Source organism: Saccharopolyspora flava, from assembly GCF_900116135.1.
Classification (GTDB): Bacteria; Actinomycetota; Actinomycetes; order Mycobacteriales; family Pseudonocardiaceae; genus Saccharopolyspora; species Saccharopolyspora flava.
The window spans coordinates 582,784-601,520 of the sequence record NZ_FOZX01000003.1; the positions used below are offsets into that span (position 1 = coordinate 582,784).

The 18,737-nt window shown below is 70.3% G+C and carries 21 protein-coding genes; 10 read left to right on the top strand and 11 right to left on the bottom strand.

Translation table 11 applies throughout. The features are described from left to right. The first annotated feature begins 22 nt into the window (after positions 1-22). A complete protein-coding gene (locus tag BM424_RS12520) occupies positions 23-688 on the top strand; it encodes a potassium channel family protein (RefSeq protein WP_093416501.1) in 666 nt (221 codons plus the stop codon). After that, positions 688-1,353, top strand: coding sequence for a potassium channel family protein (locus tag BM424_RS12525; RefSeq protein ID WP_093416503.1), 666 nt, complete (start codon positions 688-690; stop codon positions 1,351-1,353). Before BM424_RS12520 ends, BM424_RS12525 begins: the two co-directional genes overlap by 1 nt. Before the next feature lie 38 nt (positions 1,354-1,391). Here BM424_RS12525 and BM424_RS12530 read toward each other — a convergent pair whose 3' ends face one another. From BM424_RS12530 to dut, 4 genes are all read right to left on the bottom strand, one after another. Continuing rightward, a complete protein-coding gene (locus tag BM424_RS12530) occupies positions 1,392-2,099 on the bottom strand; it encodes a DUF3159 domain-containing protein (RefSeq protein WP_093416506.1) in 708 nt (235 codons plus the stop codon). Continuing rightward, on the bottom strand, positions 2,096-2,473 hold the full coding sequence (locus BM424_RS12535; protein ID WP_093416508.1) for an OB-fold nucleic acid binding domain-containing protein: 378 nt from the start codon (positions 2,471-2,473) through the stop codon (positions 2,096-2,098). Before BM424_RS12535 ends, BM424_RS12530 begins: the two co-directional genes overlap by 4 nt. A gap of 176 nt (positions 2,474-2,649) precedes the next feature. Further along, positions 2,650-3,279, bottom strand: a complete 630-nt coding sequence (locus BM424_RS12540; protein WP_093416510.1) for a DUF3710 domain-containing protein — start codon at positions 3,277-3,279, stop codon at positions 2,650-2,652. A gap of 4 nt (positions 3,280-3,283) precedes the next feature. Continuing rightward, on the bottom strand, positions 3,284-3,778 hold the full coding sequence (gene dut / locus BM424_RS12545; protein WP_093416513.1) for a dUTP diphosphatase: 495 nt from the start codon (positions 3,776-3,778) through the stop codon (positions 3,284-3,286). 24 nt (positions 3,779-3,802) lie between these two features. Here dut and BM424_RS12550 point away from each other — a divergent pair, with 24 nt between their 5' ends. After that, positions 3,803-4,312, top strand: a complete 510-nt coding sequence (locus tag BM424_RS12550) for a DUF3093 domain-containing protein (protein WP_093416515.1) — start codon at positions 3,803-3,805, stop codon at positions 4,310-4,312. A 139-nt stretch (positions 4,313-4,451) separates the two neighbouring features. On the opposite strand, the gene BM424_RS12555 is transcribed toward BM424_RS12550, so the two are convergent. Further along, positions 4,452-4,751, bottom strand: a complete 300-nt coding sequence (locus tag BM424_RS12555) for a DUF4193 domain-containing protein (protein WP_093416518.1) — start codon at positions 4,749-4,751, stop codon at positions 4,452-4,454. Between the two features lie 480 nt (positions 4,752-5,231). Here BM424_RS12555 and cei point away from each other — a divergent pair, with 480 nt between their 5' ends. Continuing rightward, positions 5,232-5,933, top strand: coding sequence for an envelope integrity protein Cei (cei, locus tag BM424_RS12560; RefSeq protein WP_217649688.1), 702 nt, complete (start codon positions 5,232-5,234; stop codon positions 5,931-5,933). Positions 5,934-6,050: 117 nt separating this feature from the next. Here cei and BM424_RS12565 read toward each other — a convergent pair whose 3' ends face one another. After that, complete coding sequence (locus tag BM424_RS12565) at positions 6,051-6,854, bottom strand: inositol monophosphatase family protein (protein WP_245775797.1); 804 nt, start codon at positions 6,852-6,854, stop codon at positions 6,051-6,053. An 87-nt stretch (positions 6,855-6,941) separates the two neighbouring features. Here BM424_RS12565 and ppgK point away from each other — a divergent pair, with 87 nt between their 5' ends. From ppgK to BM424_RS12580, 3 genes are all read left to right on the top strand, one after another. Continuing rightward, on the top strand, positions 6,942-7,703 hold the full coding sequence (ppgK, locus tag BM424_RS12570; RefSeq protein WP_093416523.1) for a polyphosphate--glucose phosphotransferase: 762 nt from the start codon (positions 6,942-6,944) through the stop codon (positions 7,701-7,703). A gap of 423 nt (positions 7,704-8,126) precedes the next feature. Further along, positions 8,127-9,509, top strand: coding sequence for an RNA polymerase sigma factor (locus BM424_RS12575; protein WP_093416526.1), 1,383 nt, complete (start codon positions 8,127-8,129; stop codon positions 9,507-9,509). Between the two features lie 482 nt (positions 9,510-9,991). After that, the gene (locus BM424_RS12580; RefSeq protein WP_093416528.1) at positions 9,992-10,177 is read left to right on the top strand and encodes a DUF7455 domain-containing protein; all 186 of its coding nucleotides are present in this window, start codon (positions 9,992-9,994) and stop codon (positions 10,175-10,177) included. 72 nt (positions 10,178-10,249) lie between these two features. Here BM424_RS12580 and BM424_RS12585 read toward each other — a convergent pair whose 3' ends face one another. Together BM424_RS12585 and BM424_RS12590 are read right to left on the bottom strand one after the other, a co-directional pair. Then, the gene (locus BM424_RS12585; protein WP_093416531.1) at positions 10,250-11,461 is read right to left on the bottom strand and encodes a cysteine desulfurase-like protein; all 1,212 of its coding nucleotides are present in this window, start codon (positions 11,459-11,461) and stop codon (positions 10,250-10,252) included. Between the two features lie 185 nt (positions 11,462-11,646). Next, complete coding sequence (locus BM424_RS12590) at positions 11,647-13,416, bottom strand: DEAD/DEAH box helicase (RefSeq protein WP_093416533.1); 1,770 nt, start codon at positions 13,414-13,416, stop codon at positions 11,647-11,649. Positions 13,417-13,738: 322 nt separating this feature from the next. Between BM424_RS12590 and BM424_RS12595 the strand changes: the two genes are divergently transcribed. Continuing rightward, positions 13,739-14,830, top strand: coding sequence for a YihY/virulence factor BrkB family protein (locus BM424_RS12595; protein ID WP_245775798.1), 1,092 nt, complete (start codon positions 13,739-13,741; stop codon positions 14,828-14,830). A 27-nt stretch (positions 14,831-14,857) separates the two neighbouring features. Here the strand turns inward: BM424_RS12595 and BM424_RS12600 are convergent, their stop codons facing one another. After that, complete coding sequence (locus BM424_RS12600) at positions 14,858-15,109, bottom strand: DUF3039 domain-containing protein (protein WP_093416538.1); 252 nt, start codon at positions 15,107-15,109, stop codon at positions 14,858-14,860. 72 nt (positions 15,110-15,181) lie between these two features. After that, positions 15,182-15,529 carry a DUF3099 domain-containing protein gene (locus tag BM424_RS12605; protein WP_093416540.1) on the bottom strand — a complete coding sequence of 116 codons (348 nt, stop codon included), beginning with the start codon at positions 15,527-15,529 and terminating at the stop codon, positions 15,182-15,184. A 137-nt stretch (positions 15,530-15,666) separates the two neighbouring features. Between BM424_RS12605 and BM424_RS12610 the strand changes: the two genes are divergently transcribed. Next, positions 15,667-16,338 carry a lysophospholipid acyltransferase family protein gene (locus tag BM424_RS12610; protein ID WP_093416543.1) on the top strand — a complete coding sequence of 224 codons (672 nt, stop codon included), beginning with the start codon at positions 15,667-15,669 and terminating at the stop codon, positions 16,336-16,338. A 100-nt stretch (positions 16,339-16,438) separates the two neighbouring features. Here BM424_RS12610 and BM424_RS12615 read toward each other — a convergent pair whose 3' ends face one another. After that, positions 16,439-17,089, bottom strand: coding sequence for a TetR/AcrR family transcriptional regulator (locus BM424_RS12615; RefSeq protein ID WP_093416545.1), 651 nt, complete (start codon positions 17,087-17,089; stop codon positions 16,439-16,441). 173 nt (positions 17,090-17,262) lie between these two features. On the opposite strand from BM424_RS12615, the gene BM424_RS12620 reads away from it, so the two are divergent. Further along, positions 17,263-18,732 (top strand): amino acid permease, encoded by a 1,470-nt coding sequence (locus BM424_RS12620; protein ID WP_093416548.1) that lies wholly within the window; start codon positions 17,263-17,265, stop codon positions 18,730-18,732. The last annotated feature ends 5 nt before the right edge of the window (positions 18,733-18,737 follow it).

The window sequence follows — 18,737 nt, forward strand, 5'->3', positions numbered from 1 at the left end:
CGCGCAGCGAGGAGACAAGGTCGTGCACGTGGTGATCATGGGCTGCGGCCGGGTCGGGGCCTCCCTGGCCGCCGCCCTGCAACGGCTCGATCACACCGTGGCCGTGGTCGACAAGGACCCGCAGGCGTTCCACCGCCTGGGCAGGGACTTCCGCGGTCAGCAGGTCACTGGCAACGGCTTCGACCGGGACATCCTGGAAGAAGCGGGGATCGAGCAGGCCAGCGCCTTCGCCGCGGTGTCCAACGGGGACAACTCCAACATCGTCTCGGCCAGGGTGGCGCGGGAGACCTTCGGCGTGGCGCACGTCGTGGCCCGCATCTACGACCCCAAGCGCGCCGAGGTCTACCAGCGCCTGGGCATCCCGACGGTGGCCACGGTGCCGTGGACGACCGACCGCTTCCTGCGGATGCTGCTGCCCGAGGGCGTGGCCACCGCGTGGCGGGAACCGTCCGGCACGGTCGCGGTGCTGCAGCTGCCGCTGCACGAGAGCTGGGTCGGCCGGAAGGTCTCCGAGGTCGAGTCGGCGACCGGGGCGCGGGTGGCGTTCATCATGCGGTTCGGCAGCGGCGTGCTCCCCGACCGCAAGACCGTGATCCAGGCCGACGACACCGTCTACGTCGCGGCGCTGTCGGGCACCGTCACCGACGTCACCGCAGCGGCCCGACGCACACCCGAGGAGAGCGAGTAATGCGCATCGCGATCGCGGGAGCCGGCGCGGTCGGCCAGTCCATCGCGCGGGAGCTGCTCGAGGGCGAGCACGAGGTGCTGCTCATCGAGCGCACCACCGCCAACTACCACCCGAGGCTCATCCCGGGCGCCGAGTGGATGCTCGCCGACGCCTGCGAGCTGGCGTCGCTGGAGGAGGCGGGACTGCAGTCCTGCGACGTGGTCATCGCGGCCACCGGCGACGACAAGGTCAACCTCGTGGTCTCGCTGCTGTCGAAGACGGAGTTCGCGGTGCGCCGCGTCGTCGCCCGGGTCAACGACCCGCGCAACGAGTGGCTGTTCACCGACGCCTGGGGCGTCGACGTGGCCGTGTCCACGCCGCGGATGCTGGCCGCGATGGTCGAGGAGGCCGTCAACGTCGGCGACCTGGTCCGGTTGATGACGCTGCGCCAGGGTCAGGCCAACCTCGTCGAGGTGACGCTGCCGGAGTCCACCCCGCTGGCCGGGCGCCGGGTGCGCGACCTGAAGCTGCCGGTCGACGCGGCGCTGGTGAGCATCCTGCGCGGCGGCCGGGTCATCGTGCCGCAGGCCGACGACCCGCTGGAGGCCGGCGACGAGATGCTGTTCGTGGCCACCAGCAACGTGGAGAGCGAGATCCGCGCGGTCATCCACGACCAGCCGGAGTGACGAAGAAAGGGGCGGTTCCCGCGGGAACCGCCCCTTTCTCACGCCTGCGAGATCTGCGCCGCGGCCGCCTGCTCCTCGGCGACCTTCTTGGCCCTGCGGATCGCCCACACCGTGACGATCAGCGCGATGCCGGTCAGCGGGTAGCCCATCGCGATCCGGGCGAAGGCCAGCCACCCGGTCTGGTCGTTGTCGTAGAGCCACTGCTGCACCACGTACTTCGCGGCGAACACCGCGGTCCAGGACAGCGTGGCGATGTCGTAGGCGCGCATCGCGCGGCGCTGCTTGCGCCAGTTCATGCCCAGCCCGTTGAGCGCCGACCAGGCCACGCCCACCAGCGGCCAGCGCGCCAGCACCGACGCCAGGAACACGCCGCCGTAGATCAGGCTGGTCCAGATCCCCAGCAGGAAGAAGCCCTTGGTCTCGCCGGAGCGGTAGGCGATGAACGAGCACACCGCGACGCCCAGCACGCCGGAGATCGCCGGTTGCAGCGGCTCCTTGCGCACCAGCCGGAAGATCGCGATGGCCACGGCGACCCCGATGGAGGCCCAGATCGCCGGCATCATCGAGGTGAAGGAGCTGACCAGCACGAACACGACGATCGGCACAGCGGAGTAGGCGAGCCCGCTGACACCGCCCATCTGCTCCAGCAGGGTCTGCTCGGAAACACCGGCCTGGCCCTCGGGCCGCCGGTCGTCATCGGCCTGCCGGGGGTTGATCCCGGCTGCCGAGGCGTCGTGTTCGCTCATGCGGTGTTCTGCAACTCGTAGTAGGGGTTGTACAGCACCTTGCGACCGTCCCGGACTGCGATCCGGCCACGGGCCTTGACGATACGGCCTGGCTCGATCCCGGCGATGCGCCTCCGGCCGAGCCACACCAATGTCACCCCTTCGGTGCCGTCGTAGAGCTCGGCCTCCAGGGTGGGAGCGGACGTCTTGGGGCAGAGCTCGACGCTGCGCACCCGGCCCAGCACCACGGCCTCCTGCCCGCACCGGCAGTCGCTGGCCCGCTGCGCACCGCCCGCCTGCGACCGATCGGAGAGGTCGTCGGCGTCCAGTTCGGCGACATCGCTGGTCAGTCTCCGCACGAAGCGTTTCCAGTAGCCGCCTTCGGTCTTGCTCATCTAGCGCTCCTGTGCGCCTCGGGGCTCGAATCCGCAGCCCGTGCACGTCCCAGCGTAACCGCCCGGGTAGGCGGAAACCCACGCCCGGCGGGATTAAGAAACCCAGCCCACAAGGGACTTCCGCCTCACTCGTCCGGGCGAGGGGTGAGGTGGTGCGACCACCTCACCCGACCGCCTCAGACCTGGCCGTTCGGCGTTTCGGTCTGCGCCTGCTGGATGTGCCGCAGGATCGCCTCGGGGAGCTCGATGGGCAGCGGCGTGCGCACCGGCATCGGCTCGGTCCCGCGGACCACCACGGTGTCGTCCAGCACGCCGTAGAGCAGGCGCGCGCACTCCTTCGCCGACTCCGCCGGACCGGCCGCCACGCCGCGCAGCAGCCAGCGCGGGCCGTCGACGCCGACGAACCGCAGCGCCGCCTTCGGCGAGTCGGCCACCAGCTCGACGCCCCAGTCGCCCTGCTCGGTGTGCACGCGCGCGCCGTCCTTGCGCAGCTGGTCGGCCAGCTCGTTGCCGACCTCGTCCCACAGACCGCCGCTGCGGGGCGCGGCGAAGGCGCTCACCGTCAGCCTGCCGACCGGGGTGACCAGGTGCACCGCGCGGACCGGGCCGGACGGATCGACCTCGACCTGCAGCTGGCCGCCCTCGGGCACCGGAACCCGGACCGAGCCGAGGTCCAGCCGTTCCACCCCGGACTCGGGCGCCTCGCTCTCGTCGTACGGCCCGCGGGCGGGAGCCTGCGGCTCCGGCATCGCCTCCTCCTCGACGGCCGCGTCGCGCTTGGACTTGCCCCGGCCCCTTCTGAACATCCCCTCAGACCTCCGTCCTGTGACCGGCACCGGTCGTTCCCGACGCCGTCAGCACCTCGTGACCACCTGTGGAGCCATAGCCACCGGCACCGCGCGACGACTCGGGGAGCTCGTCGACCTCGGCGAACACGGCGTGCTCGACCTTCTGCACGACGAGCTGGGCGATCCGGTCACCTCGTCGCAGCGACACCGGCTGCACCCGATCATGATTGATCAGGCAGACCTTGATCTCACCGCGGTACCCGGAATCGATCGTGCCGGGCGTGTTGACCACGCTGAGGCCGGTCTTGGCGGCCATGCCGGAGCGGGGGTGCACGAAACCCGCGTAGCCCTCCGGCAGCGCCACGGCGACTCCGGTGCCCACGAGGGCTCGTTCACCCGGTTCGAGAACCACATCACTGGTGGTTACCAGATCGGCACCGGCATCCCCCGGTTTGGCGTATTCGGGAAGCGGCACGTCGGGGTCGACTCTGGTAAGCAGGACCTTCACGTTCGACACGGGCGGCGAGACTACCCTGAACACGTGTCGGAAAGCGCAGAAGCAGCCATCACCAACGGGGACACCCCCGGTCAGGCGAACGCGAAGGGGCGAGCCGTGTTCCGCGAACGGCTGTACGCGTCCTGGTGGACCTGGCCGTTGCCGCTGATCGCGGCGGTGCTGATGGCCGCGCAGGTGCACATGGGCTACCCGGGCGTGCGGGCCTGGCTGCCCTACGTCGTGCTGGTGCCGCTGGCCATCGTTGTGCCGCTGTGGCTGGGCAGGCTCAAGATCGAGGTCGTCGACGACGAGCTGTGGGTGGGCGACGCCCACCTGCCGCTGCGGTTCATCGACGAGGTCGAGATCGTCTCCGCGTCCGAGCAGCGCCGCGCGCTCGGCCCGAACCTGGACCCCGCCGCGTTCCTGGTGCACCGCTCCTGGGTGCGGACCTCGGTGCGCGTCTGGCTCGACGACCCGGACGACCCCACCCCGTACTGGGTGATCAGCACCCGCAGGCCGGAACAGCTCCGGGCCGTCCTGAGCGGCGAGTCCTGAACGCGCACCGGCGCCGGGCAACCGGCCCAGCCGATTGCTCCGAGCACGGCGGTCCGCGGAACCTCTCCCCGGGAAAAACACTGGGCACACGCCCCGCGTGTGCCCAGCTACTTCCCGCTTGTACGTCGTCGAATACGCCTCAGGCGGCGCAATCACGGCAGATGAACTGACCGTTCTTGGTCTCGGCCAGTCGGCTGCGGTGATGAACGAGGAAGCAGCTTGAGCAGGTGAACTCGTCAGCCTGCTTCGGGAGCACCTTGACGGTCATCTCCTCGCCGGACAGGTCAGCGCCCGGCAGTTCGAAGTTCTCCGCGATCGCCCCTTCGTCTTCGTCGACGACGCCGGATTGCGCATCGTTGCGTCGCGCCTTCAGCTCCTCCAACGAGTCCTCCGCCAAGTCCTCGGACTCGCGGCGAGGAGCGTCGTAGTCGGTCGCCATCGTGATTCACCCCTGCGTTAGTGGAGACTGCAATGGTGTGCCGCTGGTAAACGTTCCAGGACCCGAATTTGTGCCCGATGGGACAGTGATCGCGGTCTCGCCCTGCAACGCGTCTAGTTCCCCCGTAAAGAGCGACTCGCCTCAACTCGGCACTCCGTGAGGCGCCGAGAGGGTAGCTCATTACATCTGCGAACACGCAGCAGGTCACCCGTAGGTGTGGCATTACGCGCATCCGGCGGGCATCGTAGATCAAGATCCGAGGTGCCGGACGGCTCCGCCGACCGGCCCGCCCGGTTGCTCTCCCGATCGCCTCGTGATGCGATGCGCTCGCGGTTTCCCGGGCGGCATCGGCATCGCGACGATCACGGGAAGATCAAGACACGGCAGCGGCTACCAACACCGCGCACCACAGGTTCAACCCCTAGGCTGATCCAGTGCGGACGGGAGCACGCGGATCCGAGGCATCCAGGGAGGGCGGACGTGGCAGCCGTAGGTGCAAGGTCGGGTCGTCGGGTCGGGTATCGCCGGCGTCGACCGCTGCCCGCGCTGGTCGTGCTGGTGGCGCTGGTGGTGTTGTCCGGACTGCTGTGGACGCGCGTCTTCGGCTCGGTCGAGGACATCGACGCCGCCACCACCTGCAACCCGCCCGGAGCTCCGACCGCTCCGCCCGAGGTCAGCGGGCAGCCCGCGCAGGTCCCGCTGGGCACCATGCTGCAGCGCGACGCGCTGGACTCCACCACCCCGGTGCCGCCGCAGGACGTGCACGTGCGGGTGCTCAACGGCAACGGCGAGAGCCGCCAGGCCACGATGGTCGGTGACGAGCTCGGCAGCCTCGGCTTCACCCCGGCCGGCGCCGACAACGACTCCGTCTACGTCAACTACGACCTGAAGTGCCACGGCCAGATCCGCTTCGGCGCGGCCGGGCAGAGCGCGGCGCGCACGTTGAGCCTGATCGCGCCGTGCGCGCAGCTGGTGCGCGACGAGCGCGAGGACGCGGGCGTGGACTACGCGCTGGGCTCGGACTTCGACGACATCAAGAGCACCCAGGAGGCCAAGCAGATCCTGCAGCAGCTGCAGAACTGGGTGCCGCAGCGCGACCAGCAGGAGAGCGCGCAGCAGGAGGTCACCCCGCCGAAGATCAGCGAGGACCTGCTCAGCAAGGCGCGCGACGTGCACTGCTGATAACGATTCACCACAGAGGCGGCAACAGCCGCTCATCGATTCCGTGGCGGGAACCCGGCCGAGAATGGCGGGTTCCCGCCACGGTCGTCTTCGGCCCCTCGCGTCGGGGCCCGCGCCTCAGACCCCGCCGGCGTCGGCGGCGCGCAGCGCGGCGGTGAGCCCGTCGGCCACGCCCGGGGTGGCGCACACCAGCATCTCGTCGCCGAGCCCGTCGGTGGATCCCGCCGTCGGCAGCCGCAGCGTCGCGCCGGCTTCCTCGGCGACCAGCGCCCCGGCCGCCCAGTCCCAGCGGTTGAGGCCGACCTCGTAGGTGGCGTCCAGCCAGCCCGCCGCGACCGCGCACAGGTCCAGCGAGGCGGCTCCGGCGCGACGGATGTCACGCACCTGCCCCAGCAGGTCCCCCACGACCCGGGCCTGGGCGGTGCGCCGCCGCACGTCGTAGGCGAAGCCGGTGCCCACCAGCGCCAGGTCGAGCCGGTCGGCGCCGGAGACGCGCAGCCGCTTGCCGTCGAGGAAGGCGCCCCGGCCGACCGCGGCGCTCCAGACCCGCCCGGAGACGGGTTCGACGACGGCACCCGCGATCGAGCGGCCGTCGAGCTGCGCCGCCAGCGAGACGGCGTAGAACGGGAATCCGTAGAGATAGTTCACAGTCCCGTCGATCGGGTCGACGACCCAGCGCAGCCCGTCCAGCGCTCCGTCGCCGCCCTCCTCCTCGCCCAGGACCGACTCGCCCGGACGCAGTTCGCCGAGGCGCTCGCGCACCAGGCGCTCCACCGCGCGGTCGCCCGTGGTGACGACATCGGTCTCGGTGCTCTTCGTGTCGACACCATCGGTCACCGCCTCATCACGCACGGTGCGAGCCAATTCGGCGGCCTCGCGCGCGATCCGCACCGCGACCTCGGACAAAGCTGTTGCGTCCACATCATTTGCCAATCCCACGCAGACATCGCAACACAGTCCCGTTAAGGTCTCCACACCTTGGTCTGAATCGAATAGGAAGGATCAGCCATGGCGACAGCCCGCGGGTTCGGCGTGGATATCGGCGGATCCGGCATCAAGGGATCGCCGGTCGACATCGATGCCGGAGTGCTGGCCGAGGAGCGCATGCGCATCCCGACGCCGCAACCCTCGACCCCGGACGCGGTTGCCGATTCCGTGGCCGAGATCGTCGAGAAGTTCGCCTGGACCGGCCCGGTCGGAGTCACGCTTCCCTGCGTCATCAAGGACGGCACGGCGCTGACCGCCGCCAACATCGACAAGGGCTGGATCGGTACCGATGCCCAGTCGCTGTTCGCGGAGCGCCTCGGACGTTCCCGCGACGAGATCGTCGTGCTCAACGACGCCGACGCGGCCGGCGTCGCCGAGATGCGGGTCGGCGCGGGCGTCGGGCACCAGGGCCAGGTCGTGGTGCTGACCTTCGGCACCGGGATCGGCAGCGCGATGTTCATCGACGGCAAGCTCGTGCCCAACACCGAGTTCGGCCACATCGAGGTCGACGGCCACGACGCCGAGTCGCAGGCCGCCGCGTCGATCAAGGACGACCTGGAGCTCTCCTACGAGGAATGGGCGCCGAGGGTGACGCGCTACATCCAGTCGTTGGAGAAGTTCATCTGGCCGGACCTGTTCATCGCCGGTGGCGGTGTCAGCCGGAAGGGCCACAAGTGGATTCCGCTGCTGGAGACCCGCAGCCCGGTGGTGGCGGCGGCGCTGCGCAACGACGCCGGCATCGTCGGCGCCGCGATGGCCGCCGCGAGCAGCGAGAAGAGCTGATCCGACCGCTGCCGGGCACAGCGACGACCGCGCGCTGGGCCCGGCTGCGACGGGGTTGATCGAGCGACCCCCGTCGGAGTGTTCGGCACGGCTCGAAACGGGGAACCGGAGCCGTGCCTAGCACACATCGGGACCCGCGAACTCCGCCTTGCAGCGGAACCGCACCCCCGCATCGCGGTTACAATGGAACGCGACCCACTTGGTTCGAAGTCCTTTTGGCTGGTGAACGCTGGTGAGCCCGCCCGCTGGTGCAACACCGACACCGACGGCGGGAACCGGTGCGGCGGCGAGCCGATCACCCGGTATTCCGGGTGATTGTTCGTCAGCCAGGACGCCGAATCTGGTGGGCTGTTCCCCGACCTTTGGCGGCCGAGGTTTCGCGCCCTCCGGCCAGCCCTGATCGACCGTCGCGAAAGGGCGTACGTGGCAGCCGCAGAAACCGCAACCCGACGCTCCAGCACCGCCGCAACCGCCGGCGGCGCCCAAGCCGAGTCGGGCCAGTCCCAGGCCACCCCAGCTTCGGAGGCGGCTGCTTCGTCTGACGTCGAGCAGACGAAGCCTGCCGCGCGCAAGAGCACTGCCAAGAGCTCCACGGGTGCGAAGTCGACGACACGCAAGACCGCAGCCAAGAAGAGCACCGCCAAGACCCCGGCGAAGAAGACGGCCAAGTCGGCTTCCGCCAAGGGCAACGGCGAGGGCATGGAGATCGACGAGCCGATCGAGACCGACCTGACCTCCCCGGAGGTCGGCGATCTCGCGGACGTCGAGGTGGAGATCCCCGAAGAACCGGTTCCGGACGAGGACTCCAAGGAGTCCGGCGACTTCGTCTGGGACGAGGAGGAGTCCGAAGCGCTCCGGCAGGCGCGCAAGGACGCCGAGCTCACCGCGTCCGCGGACTCGGTGCGGGCCTACCTCAAGCAGATCGGCAAGGTCGCGCTGCTCAACGCCGAGGAAGAGGTCGAGCTGGCCAAGCGCATCGAGGCCGGCCTCTACGGTGCCGAGCGGTTGCGCCAGATCGAGGAGTCCGGCGAGCAGCTGACCACGCAGATGCGGCGCGACCTGCGCTGGATCGTGCGGGACGGCGAGCGCGCCAAGAACCACCTCCTGGAGGCCAACCTCCGGCTCGTGGTCAGCCTCGCCAAGCGCTACACCGGCCGCGGCATGGCGTTCCTGGACCTGATCCAGGAGGGCAACCTCGGTCTGATCCGCGCGGTCGAGAAGTTCGACTACACCAAGGGCTACAAGTTCTCCACGTACGCGACCTGGTGGATCCGCCAGGCCATCACGCGTGCGATGGCCGACCAGGCTCGCACCATCCGCATCCCGGTGCACATGGTCGAGGTCATCAACAAGCTCGGCCGCATCCAGCGCGAGCTGCTGCAGGACCTCGGTCGCGAGCCCACGCCGGAAGAGCTCGCCAAGGAAATGGACATCACCCCGGAGAAGGTGCTGGAGATCCAGCAGTACGCCCGGGAGCCCATTTCGCTCGACCAGACCATCGGCGACGAGGGCGACAGCCAGCTCGGTGACTTCATCGAGGACTCCGAGGCGGTCGTCGCGGTCGACGCGGTGTCGTTCACGCTGCTGCAGGACCAGCTGCAGTCGGTGCTGGCGACGCTGTCCGAGCGCGAGGCGGGCGTGGTCCGGCTGCGCTTCGGCCTCACCGACGGCCAGCCGCGCACGCTGGACGAGATCGGCCAGGTCTACGGGGTGACCCGGGAGCGGATCCGGCAGATCGAGTCCAAGACGATGTCGAAGCTGCGCCACCCGTCGCGGTCCCAGGTCCTGCGGGACTACCTGGACTGACCGGATTGTCCGGAATCGGCCGTCGATCCTCCGGGATCGGCGGCCGTTTTCGTGCGTCCACTTCGGCCCGCCGAAGGCGTTCTCGACGCTTCCGAGGCCGAATTCCGGTCCGCGGGCTGAGATTTGCTGTTCGCTTCCAGAGGAACACGAGCGACCACAGATCGTCATATTTGTGATCCGCAGCACGGCGAATGCTCTTGACTCGCCGCGACGTTTGCGCAGCTAGATCCGTCGACCTTCGCGTCATCGCAGGTCAGAGCAGCACTGCGACTGTTGATCACGCTCCGCAAGGTCGGCTGCTGCAACCGGGTACTTCATGGTGACGACCGTCGCTAGCCCGCGCGGGAACACTGACTCCGGCCAGAACGTCTGGAAGAGTGGAGCCAACGAGCACCGACCCTGCAGCCAGTAGGACACCGGTGGTCGTAGCAGGATCGAGGGCGTCGGGATGAAATCCGACGCCGGGACGGAGGGAGATATCGATGCCGGGAACGCTCACCCGCCCCGAGCTGACCGCCGCCGACCGCTGCGACCGCTGCGGGGCCGCTGCCAAGCTTCGCGCCGTACTGCCGTCCGGTGGCGAGCTTCTGTTCTGCGGGCACCACGCCCGCGCCTACGAGGCCGGACTGAAGGACGTTCAGGCCGACCTCCAGCAGGACGAGCAGTGACAACCTGATCAGCCAGGTCACCGGGCCCCCGCAGCCGCGCGCTGCGGGGGCCCGGTGCGTTTCGGGCCGCGGTCAGGCGCTGAGCTCGCCCAGGGCGGTCAGCAGGCGGTCGACCTCCTCGGTGGTCGAGTAGTGCGACAGGCTCGCCCGGACGCCGCCCTCAGGGCCGATGCCGAGGGCGTGCACGAGCTCCCACGCGTAGGAGTGGCCGGCGGAGACGTTGAGCCCCCGCTCGGACAGCGCCGCGGAGACCTCCGCCGGGGCCTTGCCCTGGACGCTGAAGAACGCCGTGGGCGTCGTCGGGCCCTGCGGCGCACCGTGCCGCCGCACGCCGCTCACCCCGGCCAGACCGTCGAACAGGCGAGTCGCCAGCCGCGCCTCGTGGGCGGCGACGGCCTCCCGCGAGATCGCGAGCCGTTCGGCGCGGGTGCCGGTCGCGTCGGTGTCCAGGTCCGCCAGGTGCTCGACGGCGGCGACGACGCCGGCCATCGCGGCGAACGGGTTGGTGCCGAGCTCGAAGCGCTCCGGGGAGCTCTCCGGCGACGGCTTGAGCTTGTCGGGGTGCAGGTTCTCCAGGCCCCACGGGTCGGCCGCCACGACGGCGGCCAGGTGCGGCCCCGCCCACTTGTAGGCGCTGGTGGCGTAGAAGTCCGCGCCCAGGTCGGCGATGCGCACGTGCGCGTGCGGGCAGTGCTGCACCCCGTCGACGTAGGACAGCGCGCCGACCTCGCGGGCCCGGTCGGTGATGGGCTTGAGGTCCGGCATGATGCCGAGGACGTTGGAGGCCGCGGTGACGGCGACGAGCTTGGTGCGCTCCCCGATCAGCCCGACGACGTCGTCGACCGGCAGCTCACCGGTCGCCGGGTCGATCTCGGCGGTGCGCACGGTCGCGCCGGCCCGCTGGGCGAGCTGGACCCACGGCCGGACGTTGGCGTCGTGGTCCAGGTTCGTCACGACGATCTCGTCGCCCGGGTTCCAGCCCAGCGCCAGGACACCGGCGAAGCGGTAGGTCAGCGAGGTCATGCTGGGCCCGAACGTCACGCACGCCGGATCGGGCGCGCCCACCAGGTCGGCCACCGCGGCGCGGGCCTCGGCCACGATCCCGGACGAGCGGCGGCTCGACTCGTACGGCCCGCCCACGTTCGAGAGCCCCGCCCGGTAGGCGTCGCTGATCGCCTCGATCACCGGCTCGGGCACCTGCGTGCCCGCCGCCCCGTCCAACCACGCGCGGCCGTCGGCCAGCGCCGGGTACTGCGCCCGGATCTTGTCCACGTCGAATCCCATGCCGCGACCCTAGAAGACCGGACACCCCACCAAGATCATCGCCCTCCGCCCCCGGGTCGCCATGCCGACGTCCGTTGCCATGGGGCAGTTTTAGCCATAACTGTCCATGATCAATGTCCGAAATGCCCGGACAGTTATGGCTAAAACTGTCCCCTGCCGAGGTCCTCGGGACCCGGGCCGCGGGATCACCAGGAGCGCAGCGTCGCGATGCGCTCCTCGAGCTGCTCGACGGTGGCCATCGCCGTCGGCGGGCCACCGCAGGCCTTCTGCAGCTCGTTGTAGATCTTGCCGTGCGGCTTGCGGGTGCGGTGGTGGTGCAGCGACACGAGGGTGTTGAGCTCCTTGCGGAGCTTCTGCAGCCGCTCCTGCACGCTCTGCGGGCGCGCCGCCTGCTCCGCCTGCTCGGCGGCCTTGGCCGCCTTCGCCTCGGCTTCGCGCTTGCCGACGTCCTGCAGCTGCTGCGACTGCCGCTGCCGCAGCAGCGCCTTGACCTGGTCCGGTTCCAGCAGACCGGGCAGACCGAGGTAGTCCTGCTCCTCCTCGGTGGTGCTGAACGCGGCCGTGCCGAACGACGAGCCGTCGTAGATCACCTGGTCCAGCTCGGCCTCGGCGCCCAGCGACGTGAACGCCTTCTCCTCCTCGCCGGGCTCGTCGCGCTGCGCGTTGGCGGCGGCGACCAGCTCGTCGTCCCAGCCGTCCTTCTCCCGGTGCGGTTTGCCCAGGACGTGGTCGCGCTGCGCCTCCAGCTGGCTGGCCAGCTCCAGCAGCACCGGCACGCTGGGCAGGAAGATGCTGGCCGTCTCGCCGGGTCGCCGCGACCGCACGAAGCGGCCGATGGCCTGGGCGAAGAACAGCGGCGTGGACGCACTGGTCGCGTAGACGCCGACGGCCAGGCGCGGCACGTCGACGCCCTCGGAGACCATCCGCACCGCGACCATCCACTTGTCGTCGGACTCGGCGAACTCACCGATCCGCGAGGAAGCCTGCGGATCGTCGGAGAGCACCACCACCGGCTCCGAACCGGTGATCTCGTGCAGCGCCTTGGCGTAGGCCTTGGCCGTCGGGTGGTCGGTGGCGATCACCAGCCCGCCCGCGTCCGGGATGCCGCCCTGGCGGAGCTGCTCCAGCCGCGTGTCGGCGGCCTTGAGCACGGCCGGGATCCACTCCCCGGCCGGGTCCAGCGCGGTCCGCCACGCCCGCGCCGTCTGCTCGGCGGTCAGCGGCTCGCCGAGGCGGGCGCTGAACTCGTCCCCGGCGTTGGTGCGCCAGCGCGCCTCGCCCGAGTAGGCCAGGAACAGCACCGGCCGCACGACGCCGTCGGCGAGCGCGTCGGAGTAGCCGTAGGAGTGGTCGGCGCGGCTGCGCAGCGAGCCGTCGGCGTCGGGCTCGTAGCCGATGAACGGGATCGGCGAGTCGTCGCTGCGGAACGGCGTACCGGTCAGCGACAGCCGCCGGACCGCGGGCGTGAAGGCCTCGCGGATCGCGTCACCCCAGGACTTGGCGTCACCGGCGTGGTGCACCTCGTCGAGGATCACCAGCGTCTTGCGCCGCTCGGTGCGCACCCGGTGCAGGTTGGGGTGCGCGGCGACCTGCGCGTAGGTGACCACCACGCCGCGGTAGTCGCTGGAGGTGACGCCGTCGGCGTTGCGGAAGTTCGAGTCCAGCGGGATCCCGGCGCCCCCGGCCGCCAGCGCCCACTGGTGCTTGAGGTGCTCGGTGGGCGCGACCACGGTGACCTGCTCGACGGTCCGGTCGGCCAGCAGCTCGGCGGCCACCCGCAGCCCGAAGGTCGTCTTGCCCGCGCCGGGCGTCGCGACCGCCAGGAAGTCCTGCGGCCGGTTGGCCAGGTACTTGGTGAGGGCTCGCCGCTGCCAGGCTCGGAGTGGCCGGGACGGCGCCTGCGAGGGGTCGCTCAGAACAGATCGGACGGAATAGTCGAGTTGCGTTTCGGACACGCCGGCTCGCCGCTCCCTTCCTCGTCTCCCCAAACCGGATGGTGCGGGCACATCCGTTGAGCCCCGCGACCGCCACGCTCCCCCGGAGCCACCGGAACCGGATCAACCAGCACCGATCAACTTGTGGCGGGCCGCCGTGCAGCTTACCTTCGCGGTTCGATCAACACCGGTTCGGCCGATCGAGACGGTTCCGACACTCCGGTTTCAACACCTCGACGCCTGCGCGCGCCGGGCATGCAGCATCCTTGTAGGCGAGATGGGTTCGCCAGGTTCGCCAGACAGTCGGGGGCGCAGCGCGACCGCAGCGCGGGACGAGGTCCCGGTGCGCCGCGGTCCTCTGCGCCTGATCGCGCGCACCCTGGACAAGGCGTGGTGGGACAACATCTTCTCGGAGTCGGCCGCGGCCGCCTTCTGGCAGACGATGTCGCTGCCGCCGCTGCTGCTGGGTCTGCTGGGCAGCCTGGGCTACCTGGGCGACTGGTTCGGTCCCGCGATCGTCGACGCGGTGCACGACAAGATCCTGGCGTTCTGCTCGACCGTGTTCACCAGCAGCGTCGTGGACCAGATCATCGGCCCGACCGTCGGGGACATCCTCACCAAGGGGCGCAGCGAGATCGCCTCGATGGGTTTCCTGCTGTCGCTGTGGGCCGGGTCGTCGGCGCTGGCGTCGCTGGTGGACTCGATCACGCAGGCCTACGACCAGTACCTGGTGCGCAACAGCGTCTGGCAGCGGATCGTGGCGCTGCTGCTGTACCTGGTGGGCCTGCTGCTGGCGATCGTCGGGCTGCCGGTGATCGCCCTGGGCCCGGAGTGGCTGCCGACGGTGTTCCCGCACTTCCTGCAGGACGACGTCACCTGGCTGATCCACGCCATCTACTACCCGGCCACGGCCGCCGCGCTGGTGATCGCGCTGGCGACGCTCTACAGCGTGGCGCTGCCGCGCAAGCTGCCCTGGCACCGGGGCGTGCCGGGCGCGCTGCTGGCGATGGTGCTGTTCCTGGTGGCCAGCTACGGGCTGCGGGTGTACATCACCTGGATCACCAGCACCGGCTACACCTACGGCGCGCTGGCCACGCCGATCGCGTTCCTGCTGTTCGCGTTCTTCATCGGGTTCGCGATCATCATGGGCGCGGAGTTCAACAACGCGATCCAGGAGATGTGGCCGGCGAAGATGACGCGCCGGGAACGTCGTCGCTGGCGCCGCCTGGAGATGCGGCGGCTGGCGCAGCGGATGCACACCGAGGACGGCTACCGGGCCTGGCGCGAGGACAACACTCCCCCGCCGGAACCGGAGACCCCGGAGAAGCCGAGCTCCTCGACGGAGTCGGAGCCGCCGTCGGATCCGGAACCGCCGGCCAACGGCAAGCCGGTCGCGTTCAAGCGCGCAGGTCAGCCCGAACCGCACGGCGGCTGACCCGCGGCGGTTCGGGGAGCACCCGTCCTACTCGTCGCCACCGCCCGGGGGCAGGGATTCGAAGATCTCCTTGCAGTCCGGGCAGACCGGCGAGCCCGGCTTGGCGGACTTGGTCACCGGGAAGACCTCGCCGCACAGCGCCACCACGAAGGTGCCCATGACCGCGCTCTCGGCGATCTTGTCCTTCTGCACGTAGTGGAATACCTCGGGACGATCATCGCTTTCCTGGTCAGCGGTCTCGTTCCGGGTGTCGGTCTCCGGCAGCGTCATCGTGCTCATGGCACCAATGATGCCGCACACCGCATGCGTCTGTCCGCAGCGGTGGCGCACCGGTCTCGGCGAAAGCGAAGGTCAGGCGCCCTCGATGACCTGGTGTCCTGGGGATTCGAGGCTGCGGTGCGAGCGGCGGAACCGGTTGACGTGCTCGGTCTTGCGCGCGGGCCGGTCGTTGGCGATCAGCACCGCCATCCACGGCAGCGGGATGGAGATCGCCAGGATGATCAGTGACAACCACCACAGCTGCCACAGCTGGAACACGACCACCGCCCCGACCAAGCACGGGATGCGGCTGGCCATCATGATCGCGTATCGGCGGCGACGCATCGCCTGCTGATCGTCCATCGACGGCTGGGCCTCGGTGATCAGCACCGGGGTGTCGTCACGATGTGAAGTGTTCACGACGCTACCTCCGAGTTCCATGCTCCCACCCGCGCCTGCCCGCCGATACCCCCGGGGGAGACCGATTGCCCCCACCGGTTGACCCGCGAGACCCGCGCCCGAAACCTCCTGGGGTTAGATTCGATGCGGGAGCGAGAACCAGCGGGAGAGGCAGGACGATGCTGTACGCGGTGAGCAAGCGGGTCGTGGGTGCGGTTGCGCGATCCGTCTACCGGCCGGAGGTCATCGACGCGGACAAGGTGCCCGCCACGGGCCCGGTGATCCTCGCGCCGAACCACCTCGCCGTGCTCGACAGCTTCATCGTCCCGCTGGTGCTGCCGCGGCCGGTGGCGTTCCTGGCCAAGGCCGAGTACTTCCAGGGCACCGGCGTCAAGGGCGGCCTGAGCAGGTGGCTGTTCAGCTCGCTGGGCGCGATCCCCGTCGAGCGCGGGCGCGGCCGGGCCGCGATGGAGGCGATCGGCGCGGCCGAGCAGGTGCTGCGCGACGGCGGCGCCTTCGGCATCCACCCGGAGGGCACCCGCTCCCCCGACGGCCGCCTCTACCGGGGCCGCACCGGCGTCGCCCGGCTCACGCTGAGCACCGGAGCCCCGGTCGTCCCGGTGGCGCTGACCGGCACCGACAAGCTGCAGCCGCGCGGCACCAAGATCCCCCGCCTGGCTCCGGTCACGGTCCGCTTCGGCGATCCGCTGGACTTCTCCCGCTACGCGGGCATGGAGTCCTCGCTGCCGGTCCTGCGCTCCATCACCGACGAGATCATGTACTCCATCGCCGAGCTCTCCGACCAGGAGTACGTCGACAAGTACCAGAAGCCGGGCGCAGCAGCCGCCTGACCTCCACTTCTCCTCCCCAGGGTCGAATACCGCAGGATTTGTCGGGTCGAATCCTGCGGTTTTTGACCCGACGAATCCTGCGGTATTCGACCTCGGTGGGTCAGGTGCGGGTGCGGCGGCGGAGGGTGTCGGCGGCCTCGCGGATCTCGGGCAGGCCTTCGTCGCCGACACCGGCGGCGCGCAGGGCGGCGTCGGCACCGGCGCGGGCGAAGTCGTCGGGGTCGAGGCGGTGCGCGTCGCGGCGGAGGAGGATGACGCTCTCGACGACGCCGAAGACGAAGTCCGCGCGCGAGGTCTCCTCCGGTCCGGCGAGGGTTTCGACCAGAACCCGGTAGGCGTCCTTGAGCTCGGCGCGCTGGCGGCGGAACTCCTCGAACCGCGGCCCGGCGATCTCCGGCAGCAGGTACAGGGCGCCCAGGTTGTGCTCGCCCCCGGCCAGCAGCGCGATGTCGGTGCGGCACAGCGCCCACAACCGCACGGCGGGGTCCTCGGGGCGCTGCAGCAGCGCGGCGGCGAACTCCGCCGACGGCCGAACGGTGCGTTCCAGGAGCGCCGCGAGCACGTCCTCCTTGGTCTCGAAGTAGTGGTACAGCGCCGCCTGCCGCAGCCCGGCCCGCTCGGCCAGCGCGCGAGTGGTCGTCGCCGCGAAACCCCGCTCGGTGAACAGCGCAGCGCCCGCCGTCAGCAGGTCCTCCCGGGAATCACCCGTTCCCGCCGATCCCGCCCTGGGCCGCCCCACCCTCGTTCGCACACCCCCATCATCCCCGACGACACCGCGACCCGAGCAGCCGACAGGCGGCCCCACCGCTTCCCGAAACGCGGTTCTCACACCGCCTAACCCAGACGTGACCTCGTCGGCACGTGCACGTCTCCGCGGCTCCCTAATTTCTGTCGTGCGACAGAAATAGACCTCGGGGAGGTCGCATGACAGCCACCCACACCGATGAGCTGACCGCCTTCGGCTACCGGCAGGAACTGAGGCGAACGCTGGGCTCGTTCAGCGCGTTCGCCGCGGGGTTCTCGTTCGTGTCGATCCTGACCACCGTCTTCCAGCTGTTCGGGCTCGGCTACTCCTTCGGCGGCACGATGTTCTTCTGGACCTGGCCGGTGGTGATCGTCGGCCAGCTGCTCGTGGCGCTGAACTTCGCCGAGCTCGCCGCCCGGTACCCGCTGGCCGGGTCCATCTACCAGTGGGCCAAGCACGTCTCCCGCGGCTTCGCGGGCTGGCTGGCCGGATGGATGATGCTGCTGGGCTGCACGGTGGCGCTGGCCGCGGCGGCGATCGCGCTGCAGGTCGTGCTGCCGTCGGTGTGGAGCGGGTTCCAGCTGGTCGGCGGCGATCCGTCGATCACCTCCCCGACCGGGGCGACCAACGCGGTGCTGCTGGGCAGCGCGCTGATCGTGTGCACCACGGCCGCCAACGCCGCCGGGGTGCGAGTCATGGCGCGCATCAACGACATCGGCGTGGCCGCCGAGCTCGCCGGCGTCGCGGTGCTCGTCGTCGGGCTGGCGCTGTTCGCCGTGCGCGGCCCGCAGGTGGTCACCGAGCCGCTGCCGGACACAGGGACCGGCGCGGGACTGCTGGCCTCGGCGCTGATGGCCGGTTACGTCCTGTACGGCTTCGACACCGCCGCCTCGGTCGCCGAGGAGACCGTCAACGCACGCAAGGCGGCGCCCCGAGCGGTGCTGCGGGCGCTGCTGATCTCCGGCCTCGGCGGCCTGGCGGTGATCCTGGTGGCGCTCATGGCCGCGCCGAGCCTGACCGACGGCAACCTCGCCGACCAGGGCCTGCCGTACGTCATCCAAGCGGTCTTCGGCGACGTGCTGGGCCGGGTCTTCCTGGCCGACGTGGCGATCGCGGTGGTGGTGTGCACCCTGACGATCCAGACCGGCACCATCCGGCTCTGCTACTCGATGGCCCGTGACGGAGCGCTGCCCGCCTCCGCGCGACTGGCCAGGGTGCACCCGCGCACCGGCACCCCGCTGCTCCCCGCACTGGCCTCCGGCGCGATCGCGATCGCGCTGCTGCTGGTCAACCTGGGCAACCCGACGATCTTCAGCGCGATCACCGGCACCTCGGTCGTCGTGGTCTACGTGGCCTACCTGCTGGTGACGCTGCCGCTGCTGCGCCGCCGGTTGCGCGGCGAGTTCGTCGCGCAACCCGGGCTGTTCTCGCTGGGCCGCTGGGCGCTGCCGGTCAACCTCGCCGCGGTCGTGTGGGGCGTGGTGATGATCGTCAACATCGCCTGGCCGCGCCCCGAGGTCTACGACACCGCCGGCACCGGTTCCGCCTGGCTGCTGCTGTTCCCCCTCGAATTCCTCGCGCTCGCGGTGCTGACCGGCTGGTTGTGCCGTCGCCGCGCCGAACCGACTCCCGAACCCGTCGAAGCATGAAGGAG